Origin of the sequence: Halorussus gelatinilyticus, from assembly GCF_023238445.1 — an archaeon.
Classification (GTDB): domain Archaea; phylum Halobacteriota; class Halobacteria; order Halobacteriales; family Haladaptataceae; genus Halorussus; species Halorussus gelatinilyticus.
In genome coordinates, this window is sequence record NZ_CP096658.1 from 1,819,620 (window position 1) to 1,831,145 (window position 11,526).

The window sequence follows — 11,526 nt, forward strand, 5'->3', positions numbered from 1 at the left end:
TTACACTTCGCCTCATGCTACTTGCCGCGCCTCGTTCTGCCGCTCGTACTCGTCGGCCCGTTCCTCTATCTCCACGATTCGGTCCACGTTCTCGCGCCGGTAGGTGTACAGCGAGGTGAACGACGCCAGATTCCGCCGCGTGAGCGCGACGCCCATGTTCACCTCGGGACACTTCGATTCGAGGAACCGACGCATCGTCGAGGTCTCGATGCCCTTGCTCCCGCCCGAGACGTACTCGACGGGGGCGCGGACGAGACCGATGGCCTTCTCGGCGTCGTCGGGCGACGCCTCGGCGAGGGTCCGCTTGCCCGCCGCGAGTCGGGGGAGCGCGCTGCTGTCCACCGACTGACTGCCGACGAACGGCAGCAGGTAACCTAGCAGGGATTTGGTCAGCGTGACCGACCGACCGAGGGTCGCGTACCCCGGCCGGGCGTTCGTCCCTCGCGTGTCGAACGACAGCGAGGTCACCACGTCCTGTAGGTCCACGACCGGCGGGTCCACGTCGTCGTACTCGCCGGGGTCGATTCGCTCCAAGGTCGAACCCGAGATGAGGTCGACGAGCCCCGACGCCACGTACTCGTTGTACTCCGAGAAGCGCCCCTCGGCGGCGTCCTCGTAGGCGAGTCGCTGGTTGTCCACGAGGATGATGCCGTCCACAGTCTCTTCGAGGCGGTCGAGACCGTAGACGGTGTTCCACGCCTGTCGGCCCGCGCTGATCTGTTCGTCGTCCTCTGCGACCGGTCCCTTCGTGTTGGGCAACACCGCGACGCCGATGACCTGCGCCACGCCGTCGGTGTACTCCTTGATGGCCTCCGCGACGTGCGGGGCGATACCACAGCCGGTACCGCCGCCGAGCCCCAGGCAGACGAACGCGAACGGGATGTCTCCCGGCGTCCCGTCGGGTTCGTCGAAGTGCGCCGATAGCTTGTCTATCAACTCTTCGCGGTGGCTCTCCATCACTTGGTCGGCCTGCACGGGGTTCCGACCGAAGCCACCGGTCACTTGCTCTTCGAAACCCGGCGTGCCTCGCTCGACGAGCCCGTGCCGCTCGGCGATGCCGTACTGGTGTGCCTCGCTCACGTTCGAAAGGTTCCGAAGGTCCCGGATGGTCGAATTGAACACCAAGGGAGCCGCGGGAGTGGAAACGCGTCTGTGCCCGAACACGTCGTCCACGATGGCGCTACCCGCTTGCCCGGTGCCAGCAAATATATATACCATGTCGGTACGTCGGTCACTTATCCACAAAGAGAACACATATACCTAACGGAAATAGAAATTCAAGGATACGCGAATTCGGACCTGATTGGTAACTTTTGCACGATTACGTTTCCGTTCTCGAAGCCCGACGCCGAGCGCGACCCAAGGTCCCTCGACCGCGAAGTCGCTGCGGGCGGCCGAGCGTCACCCTCGAAGTCGCCGGAGCATCACGCTGTACTCGTTTCGCTCGTAGAGCTTCTCCACGTAGTCGAGCGTCTCGTCGGCCGCCGCGGCCAGTCCGGTCGCTCGGGCGTCGTCGCCGACGGCCGTCGCCTCCTCGGCGTCTTCGCGGAGCGCGTCAACCAGCGAGAGGAAGTGCAGCGGGATGCTGTGGTTGTGGTCCCTGCGACCGTCCACGTAGCGGTCCTCGAACTCCTCGCGCCGGTCGGCCACCGCCGCGATGCGGTCGTCGGGACTCGTCCCCGACTCGCCCGCGCTCGCTCCGCCGCTGGCGTCGCCGAACGCCTCGTCGCCGAACATCTCGCTCGCGCCCGCGTCGCTCCCCTCGTCGAGTCGGGCGAGGAGCGTCCGGTCGTAGAACCGGAGTTCGTTGCGGACCGCGTAGGGGATGACCGCGTTCGAGTCGTCGGCCCGGTCCACCATCCCGCGGAGTTCGCCGACGCGCTCGCCGAGCGCGTCGGCGACCGGTCCCGACCGGCCGTCGAGTCGGTCCGCCACGCTATCGGCCAACTCGGCGACCGACTCGCGGTCCAACTCCGCCACGATGCTCTGGGTCGTGGAGGCGGCGTCCAACTGCTCGACCGCGGTGTCGAGCGAGGCCCGGAGGTCGCCGATGCCCGGCGACGCGAGTCGGTCGAGCAGGCGCTTTGCGACCGCGCTCTCGGGGCGCTGTTCGCGGCGCACGTCGGCCGCGACCGACTGCACGCCGTCGTCGGCGTCGCCGGCGTCGCTACCGGCGTCGGCGCTCTCGCCCCTCTCCTCGGACTCCGCGACCGTCTCGACCAATCGCTGGACGCCCGCGGTGAGTTCGCCGTCCGTCCGGTCGAGGTGGTTCCCGGCCCGGCGGGCGTCGCCCGGCGCGACCGGTCCGTCGTCGGGTAGTTCGCCGACGGCGCGTTCGAGCGCTCGCTGGCGGTCGAGTGCGGTCACCGCGCGTTCCAGCGCGGCGTCGAGTTCGTCGGGGTCCGCGCGGTCGGGCGCGGCCGCGGCGTCGAGCAGTTTGCGGGCCGCGGGCGAGGAGGGCGTCCGGTCGCGCCGGAGTCGGGCCGCCGCGTCGGCGACCGCGCCGTCCGCGCCCGCGTCGGCGTCGCCGGTTCGCGGCGGGCGAATCGAGAGACGGTCACCTTCGACCGCCCGAGAGAGCGCTTCGGCCTTCTCGACGCCGGTGGCGTCCGCGGCGGGCGCGTCCCGGAGGTGGCGGTCGAGGTCGGCGTCGCCCGCGAGGTCGTCGATGGCGTCTTCGAGGTCGTCGAGTCGCCGCGCTATCGCGTCGGGGTCCTCGCGTGCGTCGAGGCGGCGGGCGACCTCCGCGAGGTCGTCCTCGTCGTCGGAACCGCGGCCGAAGAATCCGGCTACCCCGACCGCGGCCAGCGAACAGACGAGTCCGGCCGCCGCGAGGCCGCCGAGGGGAACGACCGTCTGCATGTCAGGCCATGTTCTCCCGGCCGAGACACGAGAACAGCGGGTCCACGAGGTGCCAGATGTCCCGCAGACTCTCGGCCTGTCGGCTGTTGCCCTCTTCTTTGAGTTGCTTGGCGTGGTCGTACATCGCTTCGAGCGACGGCATCCGGGGGTTCCAGAGCGCGCCCCAGAGGTAGACGTCGTCCAGATACGGGATGACCATCTGGCTGACGTGGATGTCGATGGACTCGGCACCGCTCACGTCGTCCACGTTCAGGAACTCCTCGCCGCCGATAATCTCCCGGAGCGTGTTGTCGTTGACGTACGGCGAGACGTGTTCCATCTTCTCCTCGGGCCCGTAGACGAGGAACGTGCCGCCCCACGCGGTCGTCGGGTCGAAGTCCGAGAGTTTGTTGTGGAACAGCGCGTTGCGGACCAGAATCTCCAGCCCCGACTTGTCGAGTCTAGCGTCGCGCGACCGCCCGAGGACCGGCGCGAGGACGACCGCCGGGTTGTACTCGCGGTCGATGTCCAGCGGATACTTGTCCTCGACCGGCCGGAAGCTGTCGGAGACGTCGAACACCTCGCCCTGAATCGACATCGTGGCGTCCTGATCCACGATTTGGGGCGTCGAGGACATGGTGAACGCCTCCAGGTACGCGACCAGCGGCTTGTTGAGTTCGGTGTACTGGGGCGGGTTGTACTTCTCGATGCCGTCGATGCGGGGCTTCACGTCGCCCTGCACGTCCTGCAGTCGCTCGTTGTTGAACGGGATGACGGCGTCGGCGGTCTGGGAGATGCGCGCCAGTCCGACCGCGCCGTTGGTCCGCGCCCGCCCGCCGAACTTGTCCTCGGCGGAGGGGATGACCACCGAACTCAGCAGGGCCTTGTCGATGACGTAATCGTCCGAGAGGACCTCCTCGCGGACTCGCTCGGCCAGCGCCGGGGTCGAACCGCACCCGGTCCCCTTGGTGACGCTGTGGACGAACATGAGCGCCTGCGCGTCCCGAATGTCTTGGGGGTCCATGTCCCACCTGTCGCGGAAGGGGTTGCCGTCCTCGAAGTCGGCCTGAACGACCTTTTCGCCGAGGTCCCAGCGCCGACCCATCCCGGAGTAGTCCTGAACGCCGAATCCGATGATGGCGTTGGGCAACAGGTCGTTACGGCTGTACTGTTTGAGTTCCTGAGCGTAGTAGGTCTGCTCCAACTCGGCGATGTTGGTGTTGAGCATCCCGTACCCCGCGAGGCCGCCGCGCCACACCATCGCCCGGTCCTCGTTGTTCTTCTCCAAGGTGTGCTTCCGGAGCAGGATGGCGTCCATGATGTTGTTGCCCGCGCCGCCGACGCCGATCATGTACCACTTCTTCCCGTAGGCCGAGTCGAGCAGGTCGTCGTCCACCGCGGGACCGTCGTCCATCGAGGTCCCGATCTGATCGACCTGCCCGGAGTCGTCCGGTTCGGAGTCGTCCTCGTCGCCGAGGTCCGTCGGTTCGCCGTCCTCGAACAGTCGGTCGTATCGGTCGCTGTACACCGCCCGGACCGACGTCTCGTCCGCGGCGTGGGACCCGAGGAGGTGTTCGTCGAGGTTGTCTTCGTCCCATTCCGTCTCCGTCTGAAAGCAGATTCTGCACTTTGTCATTGTTGTCGCTCGCGTCTGTCTCCCGCTCGCTGTCGTTCTCGTCCCGGCTGTCGTCTTCCCGCCGCCGGTCGCTTTCCTACCGTCGCTCGTCCGCCCGCTATCGGTCGTTCGCTCGCCGTCGTGGCGCTCACGCGTACTGCTCCTGATACCGCTCGTGAAGCGCGTCTATCGCGCGGTCGGTCGAGGTCCCGTCCTCCGGAACCAGCTCCACGAACCCCGGCGGTGCGCCCTCCTGTACGTCGAACTCCGCCACGACGTCCGTCTGGCGCGTGCCGAACTGCTCCAACTGGCTCAACACCGCGGGCGTGGCGACGCTCTCGGGGAGGTCGTCGGTCTGGAGTTCCGCCCGGTCGCCGTCGGTCTCGCGCCCGGCGTTCTTCAGCTCTCGGAGGACGAACAGCACCGAGTCGATTATCTCCTCGGGACGCGCTCGCTCGCCTCGCCGGTCGCGGGCGTCGCGGCCACTCGCTTCTCGGCCGTCCGCTTCCCCGTCGCTCCGGCTCTCGGTCACTCCGACCGACCGGGAACCGACCGCGGCGGGGGCGGCGTCGCTCTCGGCGGTCGCCGGTCCGTCGGGATAGGCGAGTCGGACCGCGCCGCCTTCGACCCGGACGTCCACGTCGTAGTCGCGCTCGAACGCCGGTCGGAGTTCGGCCAGCAGCGTCTCGTCCACGCCGCTCGGGAGCGAGACGCGCTCGCCGCCGTGGTCGATGGTCCCGACAACGCTCCAGACGAACTCCACGAGCGTCACGAGGTCGCTCGCGTCGGCCGCGGCCGACTCGGCCCGGCGCTCGGCGTCGTCGAACCGACAGTCGTGGAGGTCGTCCTTCCCGGCGTCGAGTTCCGACCGGACCGTCCGAACGCTCGGAAGGTCGTCGTGACGCCCCTCGATTGCCAGCTCCGCGAGTCGGTCGGCGACGCGTCCGTCGAACCGCTCTATCTTGGCCTCGACGGTTTCGAGGTCCGACTCGACCGGCTCGGCGGCCTCGGCGAACGCGGCCTCGCGTTCGCCGACGTGGGCCTCGATTCGCTCGACGTGGTCGTCTACTTGCTCGACGGCCGCCCCGACGGTCTGGAGGTCGTCGCCGGCCTCCACGCGGTCGAGAAGCACGTCGCTCACGCGGTCGATGTGGACCGAGGCGTCGAAGGCCGGCACGTCAATCTCGCGGAAACGACCGGGCAGGTTCACGAGTTCGTAGGCTCGGTCGTACCGCGACCAGCACTGGACGGTGCCGTACGTGGTCTTCACGCCCGACGCGACCCGGTCGCGGAGGTCGTCGCCGATTCGCTCGATTTCGGCCTCCGGGTCGAGCGAATCGACCCGACTCCGGAGCGAGGCCGCCTCGACTCGGAGCTCCTCGGCCGACTGCCGCTCGGCGGCGTCGAGGTCTGCCGCGATGTCGTCGCACTCGCGTCGGAACTCCCGGCGATCCTCCTCCGCGCGCTCGACGCCGGTCGGGGCCACCTCCGAGAGCGCGTCGAGGTCGCCGATTCGCCGCCGATAGGTCTCCTCGAACGTCTCGCGCTTCTCGTCCAACTCCGAGGCCACTTCGGCGAGTTCGGCCGACTTCTCCTCGACGACTTTCTCGTCCCAATCGTGACGGAGCGCGGCCGCGATGGCCGCGCCGGCGGCCAGCACCGGCACCGCGAAGAAGCCGACGACCTGCACCGTCGGCACGTCCATCCCGAACATCGGCGCGTAGACGCCGAAGAAGAGCGCGAAGAAGAGGACCGACACGAGTCCCGCGGCCGCGAACGTCACGTCGCGGTTGCGCCGCCCGAACTGGGCCACGCCCTGCGCGACCCACGCGCCCGCGATGAGGATGAACAGTCCGAACACGAGCGTCGGACTCTTCCACATCAAGACGGCGGCGGCGTCGAACACCGCAATCGACCGAATCGCGCCTTGAATGCCGCCGAGTCCCGCCGACCCGAGCGTCGTCTCCAACATCGCCAACGTCGTCTGAACGAACGTCGCAAGTATCGGTACCCCTGCGAGCCCCCACGCCGCGAGCGTCGTTTTCGTTTCACGACCTGTAGCCATCACCTACATATCTCACAGGGGGGTTTCAAAACGTTTACCCTTGCTTCGACCGCCGGAAATAACCGCAGACGGCGGAATTCGTCAGCTCCGAAACTCGTTCGAAGTGTCGAGTTTCGGGACGAGTGTGAAAACCGAAACGTGTCTCGCAGTTCGATTCGTGACGAAGCGAGCAGACGAACTACTCGACGGTTAGTTCGTCGGAGAAAGCGTCCGAGGCGGGATTTGAACCGGAGTCAGACGGTCCGGGCGTGCGGCCTGCGGCCGTTCCGGGCGTGCGACTGACGGGGTTCAAATCCCTCTGGCCGAGTGGTCGCGGCTCACGGCGAAGCGAGCGGAGACCCTGCTCGAAGTTTGATTTATCGCAGAAAGCGCCCGAGGCGGGATTTGAACCCGCGTCACAACCGTGACAGGGTTGTATGATGGGCCACTACACCACCCGGGCTTCCGAGTGCATCCTATTCTTTTGGACCACTGTATTAAGGCGTACCGATTCTCTCCGGTATTGTATTCTGTTATCACGCATCGGAATTGTTCCGTCATTCTGTACCGAGATTCGACGCATCGTAAATCGAGTGACTACGGGAGGACTCTATCTAATTCGTACTCTTTAGCCCAGTTAATCGATGGATGGTCTATTTCCGAATCGAACCGGAGTTCCATCTTCTGTTCGTTCGCTTCGTCTATCTCTACCCGATAGAGTGTCTCGCTCGCCGGATACCGTACGACGAACGCGTCTACTTCGCCGTAATAGGTGCGCTCGCGGTACTCTCCGTTGATGACTCTCGCTTCCGTCTCGTCACCTCGGTCCTTCGTATTGCCCATACGCGAACATATCGTAAACAGTAGTAAATATTGACTATATCGACTCGACAGTGGCGGTTAGGGTCTCAAATACAATCGTAACAGTCCGGCTCATTTCTTGCGCAGAAGTACACATCTCTTCGCACGAGAACGTAACAGAACAACTAGTCGCGATGTTTCGCGTCGCAGAAAGCGCCCGAGGCGGGATTTGAACCCGCGTCACAACCGTGACAGGGTTGTATGATGGGCCACTACACCACCCGGGCTTCCGAGTGCATTCCTTCGTTGTCCCCGGTTAGACTTAAGGCTTCTCAAACGACTCCGGTACGGGACTCCCTCTCGGTGTCGCCGGCGCTCTCGCGGCACCGACCGGTCGGAACGCACACGTCGCCGCAAACGATTTATATCTCCATAGAGTGGGTGACACTCGTAGGCACTCCCCTCGGTTGGGGACGGTGGGGGTCGAACAGCTAGCAGTGCGGGAACTACTTAGCAAGTCTTAAATGAATCCGCTGTGTAAAGCCCTGTAGTATCTCGTGATAGCCATTTCTCCCTCTGCGCAGACAACCCATCGCCACACATGGTAGACGTAAGCCAACACGACATGGTTCCGGACCACAGCATCGTCGCCGACGAGGAGTTAGACGGCGTGTTAGAGGAGTACGACATCAAATCGACCGACTTACCGAAGATAAAACGCACCGACCCCGCGCTCCCCGACGACGCGGAGGTCGGTGACGTGATCAAGATCGTGCGCGATTCCCGAACGACAGACACCGCGACAATATACCGACTCGTCGTAGAATAATAATGAACAGAGAAGACCGACGCGAGATTTCCCGAGAGTACTTCTCGAAGGAACGGCTCGCAGAACACCACTACCGCTCGTTCAACAGCTTCCTGAATCGCGGGATGCAACAGGTCGTCGATGAGAAAGGCACCATCGACACCGACATCGGCGACAAGGAAGACGAGGAACCGGTCCACGTCGAACTGGGTGACGTTCGCATCGTCACTCCGCGCGTGCGTGAGGCGGACGGGAGCGAGGAGTTGCTGTACCCCCAAGAGGCCCGCCTCCGGAACATCACCTACGCCGCGCCCGTCTTCATGGAGATGTCCATCGTCAAAGGCGAGGGCGAGGACGAGCGCGTCGTAGACGCCACCGAGACCAAGGTGGGCCGGATGCCCATCATGGTCGGCTCCGAGAAGTGTAACATCGCGGGCTTCTCGGACGACGAACTCATCGAAATCGGTGAGGACCCCGCCGACCCCGGCGGCTACTTCATCGTCAACGGCAGCGAGCGCGTCCTGATGACCAGCGAGGACCTCGCGCCGAACAAGATTCTCGCGGAGTACGACACCAAGTACGGCGACGAGATTCAGGTCGCCAAAACGTTCAGCCAGCGACGGGGCTACCGCGCACTCGTACTGGTCGAGCGGACCCGCGACGGCCTGCTGGAAGTGTCGTTCCCCTCGGTCTCGGGGAGCGTCAACTTCGTGACGCTGGTCCGAGCGCTCGGCCTCGAATCCGACGAGGAGATCGTCCACCGGGTCTCCGACGACCCCGAGGTGGTGAAGTTCATGCTGGAGAACCTCGAAGAGGCGGAGGTCCAGACCGAGGAGGAGGCAATCGAGTCACTCGGGAAGCGCGTCGCCTCCGGGCAGGGCAAGAACTACCAGCTCAAGCGCGCCAACTACGTCATCGACCGCTACCTCCTGCCGCACCTCCACGAGGAGGGCGTCGAGGAGGAAGACGTGCGCATCAACAAGGCGTACTACCTCTGTCGGATGGCCGAGGCCTGCTTCGAGCTCGCGCTCGACCGGCGCGAACCCGACGACAAGGACCACTACGCCAACAAGCGCCTGAAGGTCTCGGGCGACCTGATGAAAGACCTGTTCCGAACGGCGCTGAACAAGCTGGCGCGGGACGTGAAATACCAGTTGGAGCGGGCCAACATGCGCAACCGCCAACTGTCGGTCAACACCGTGGTTCGGTCGGACGTGCTGACCGAGCGCCTCGAACACCCGATTGCGACGGGCAACTGGGTGGGCGGCCGCTCGGGCGTCTCCCAACTGGTGGACCGCACCGACTTCATGGGGGTCCTCTCGCACCTCCGGCGACTTCGCTCGCCGCTGTCGCGGAGCCAGCCCCACTTCGAGGCGCGTGACCTGCACGCGACCCAGTGGGGCCGCATCTGTCCCTCCGAGACGCCGGAGGGACCGAACTGTGGACTGGTGAAGAACTTCGCGCAGGCGATGGAGCTCTCCCAGAACATCGAGAACGAACAGGGACTGAAACGAGAACTGGCGTCGATGGGTGTCGAAGGCATCCCCGGAATCGAAGGCGTCGAACCAACTGCAAGCGCAGACGACTAACATGAGTCAGGGACGAGAAGCGAAAGTATACGTGAACGGTAGTCTGGTCGGAACGCACCCCGACCCCGAACAGCTCGCAGAACAGGTCCGACACGCGCGTCGCCGCGGCGACGTGAGCGAGATGGTCAACGTCTCGGTCAAGGAGCGGACCCGCGAGGTCATCATCAACGCCGACGCCGGACGCGCCCGGCGACCCCTGCTGGTCATCGAGGACGGCGAACCCCTCGTCACCGAGGAGGAGATCGCCGCGGTCGAGAACGGCGACTTGGACTTCGACGACCTCGTGGAACGGGGCAAGGTCGAGTTCATCGACGCCGAAGAGGAGGAAGACATCTACGTCGCAGTGGACGAAGACGACCTCAACGAGGACCACACCCACCTCGAAGTGGACCCGCAGCTCATCTTCGGTATCGGTGCGGGCATGGTCCCCTATCCCGAACACAACGCCTCGCCCCGGATTACGATGGGGTCGGGGATGATCAAGCAGTCGCTCGGGCTCCCCGCGGCCAACTACCGCATCCGGCCCGACACGCGCCAGCACCTGCTTCACTACCCGCAGCTCTCGATGGTCAAGACCCAGACCACCGAGCAGATCGGGTACGACGACCGCCCGGCGGCCCAGAACTTCACGGTCGCCGTCATGTCCTACGAGGGCTTCAACATCGAGGACGCGCTCGTCCTCAACGGCGGCTCCGTGGATCGGGCGCTGGCCCGCTCGCACTTCTTCCGGACGTACGAGGGCGAGGAACGGCGGTACCCCGGCGGACAGGAGGACCGCTTCGAGATTCCGAGCGACGACGTGCGCGGCGCACGCGGTGAAGACGCCTACACCCACCTGGACGACGACGGTCTGGTCAACCCCGAGACGCGCGTGGACGAGAACAGCGTCCTGCTCGGCAAGACCAGTCCGCCCCGGTTCCTCGAAGAACCCGACGACATGGGCGGTCTCTCCCCCCAGAAGCGCCGGGAGACCTCCGTCACCATGCGCTCGGGCGAGTCCGGCGTCGTGGACACCGTGACCCTGATGGAGGGCGAGGACGGCTCGAAGCTCTCGAAGGTCTCGGTGCGCGACGAGCGGATTCCGGAACTCGGCGACAAGTTCGCGTCCCGGCACGGCCAGAAGGGTGTCGTCGGCCACATCGCGCCCCAAGAGGACATGCCCTTCACCGAGCAGGGCGTCGTTCCCGACCTCATCATCAACCCCCACGCCCTGCCGTCCCGGATGACGGTCGGCCACGTGCTGGAGATGATCGGCGGGAAGGTCGGTGCCCTCGAAGGGCGGCGCGTGGACGGCACGCCGTTCACGGGCGAGGACGAGGAGGAACTCCGCGGCGGTCTCGAAGAGCAGGGCTTCAAGTCCTCCGGCAAGGAGATCATGTACTCCGGCATCACCGGGGAGAAGATCGAGGCGGAGATATTCATTGGCACCATTTTCTACCAGAAGCTCTACCACATGGTGTCGAACAAGCTCCACGCCCGCTCGCGCGGCCCGGTGCAGGTGCTGACGCGCCAACCCACCGAGGGTCGCGCCCGCGAGGGTGGTCTCCGCGTCGGGGAGATGGAGCGGGACGTGCTCATCGGGCACGGTGCCGCTCTCACCCTGAAGGAACGACTGCTGGACGAGTCGGACCGCGAGTGGATCTACGTCTGTGCCAACTGTGGCATGAGCGCGGTCGAGAACGTCGAGCAGAACCGCGTCTACTGTCCGAACTGCGACGAGGAGACCGACATCCACGAGATAGAGATGTCCTACGCGTTCAAGTTGCTGCTGGACGAGATGAAGGCGCTCGGCATCGCCCCGCGACTGGAACTGGAGGACGCAGTCTAA

At 65.3% G+C, this 11,526-nt stretch carries 8 protein-coding genes and 2 tRNA genes; 3 read left to right on the forward strand and 7 right to left on the reverse strand.

Annotated elements, in window-relative coordinates:
• Nucleotides 1–12: 12 nt before the first annotated feature.
• From M0R88_RS09390 to M0R88_RS09420, 7 genes are all read right to left on the reverse strand, one after another.
• On the reverse strand, nucleotides 13–1,080 hold the full coding sequence (locus M0R88_RS09390) for an FtsZ/tubulin family protein (RefSeq protein WP_248656670.1): 1,068 nt from the start codon (nucleotides 1,078–1,080) through the stop codon (nucleotides 13–15).
• 321 nt (nucleotides 1,081–1,401) lie between these two features.
• On the reverse strand, nucleotides 1,402–2,862 hold the full coding sequence (locus M0R88_RS09395; protein WP_248656671.1) for a hypothetical protein: 1,461 nt from the start codon (nucleotides 2,860–2,862) through the stop codon (nucleotides 1,402–1,404).
• 1 nt (nucleotide 2,863) lies between these two features.
• Nucleotides 2,864–4,477 carry an FtsZ/tubulin family protein gene (locus tag M0R88_RS09400; RefSeq protein ID WP_248656672.1) on the reverse strand — a complete coding sequence of 538 codons (1,614 nt, stop codon included), beginning with the start codon at nucleotides 4,475–4,477 and terminating at the stop codon, nucleotides 2,864–2,866.
• Nucleotides 4,478–4,604: 127 nt separating this feature from the next.
• A complete protein-coding gene (locus M0R88_RS09405; protein ID WP_248656673.1) occupies nucleotides 4,605–6,521 on the reverse strand; it encodes a hypothetical protein in 1,917 nt (638 codons plus the stop codon).
• 369 nt (nucleotides 6,522–6,890) lie between these two features.
• Nucleotides 6,891–6,963 (reverse strand) — tRNA-Asp (locus tag M0R88_RS09410).
• A gap of 134 nt (nucleotides 6,964–7,097) precedes the next feature.
• On the reverse strand, nucleotides 7,098–7,343 hold the full coding sequence (locus tag M0R88_RS09415) for a group I intron-associated PD-(D/E)XK endonuclease (RefSeq protein ID WP_248656674.1): 246 nt from the start codon (nucleotides 7,341–7,343) through the stop codon (nucleotides 7,098–7,100).
• A 172-nt stretch (nucleotides 7,344–7,515) separates the two neighbouring features.
• Nucleotides 7,516–7,588: transfer RNA gene (locus M0R88_RS09420), tRNA-Asp, on the reverse strand.
• A gap of 314 nt (nucleotides 7,589–7,902) precedes the next feature.
• Between M0R88_RS09420 and M0R88_RS09425 the strand changes: the two genes are divergently transcribed.
• From M0R88_RS09425 to rpoB, 3 genes are read left to right on the forward strand one after another with little or no spacing between them, the layout of a single operon-like run.
• Nucleotides 7,903–8,130 carry a DNA-directed RNA polymerase subunit H gene (locus tag M0R88_RS09425; RefSeq protein WP_248656675.1) on the forward strand — a complete coding sequence of 76 codons (228 nt, stop codon included), beginning with the start codon at nucleotides 7,903–7,905 and terminating at the stop codon, nucleotides 8,128–8,130.
• Nucleotides 8,131–8,132: 2 nt separating this feature from the next.
• Nucleotides 8,133–9,698, forward strand: coding sequence for a DNA-directed RNA polymerase subunit B'' (locus tag M0R88_RS09430; protein ID WP_248656676.1), 1,566 nt, complete (start codon nucleotides 8,133–8,135; stop codon nucleotides 9,696–9,698).
• A gap of 1 nt (nucleotide 9,699) precedes the next feature.
• Nucleotides 9,700–11,526: a DNA-directed RNA polymerase subunit B gene (gene rpoB / locus M0R88_RS09435; RefSeq protein ID WP_248656677.1), complete on the forward strand. Its 1,827-nt coding sequence runs from the start codon at nucleotides 9,700–9,702 to the stop codon at nucleotides 11,524–11,526.

What these genes read in the sequence shown, in the direction of transcription:
- rpoB (WP_248656677.1), top strand. Translation starts at nt 9,700, where the DNA reads ATGAGTCAGGGACGAGAAGCGAAAGTATACGTGAACGGTAGTCTGGTC.
- M0R88_RS09415 (WP_248656674.1), bottom strand. Translation starts at nt 7,343, where the DNA reads ATGGGCAATACGAAGGACCGAGGTGACGAGACGGAAGCGAGAGTCATC.
- M0R88_RS09405 (WP_248656673.1), bottom strand. Translation starts at nt 6,521, where the DNA reads ATGGCTACAGGTCGTGAAACGAAAACGACGCTCGCGGCGTGGGGGCTC.
- M0R88_RS09400 (WP_248656672.1), bottom strand. Translation starts at nt 4,477, where the DNA reads ATGACAAAGTGCAGAATCTGCTTTCAGACGGAGACGGAATGGGACGAA.
- M0R88_RS09425 (WP_248656675.1), top strand. Translation starts at nt 7,903, where the DNA reads ATGGTAGACGTAAGCCAACACGACATGGTTCCGGACCACAGCATCGTC.
- M0R88_RS09430 (WP_248656676.1), top strand. Translation starts at nt 8,133, where the DNA reads ATGAACAGAGAAGACCGACGCGAGATTTCCCGAGAGTACTTCTCGAAG.
- M0R88_RS09395 (WP_248656671.1), bottom strand. Translation starts at nt 2,862, where the DNA reads ATGCAGACGGTCGTTCCCCTCGGCGGCCTCGCGGCGGCCGGACTCGTC.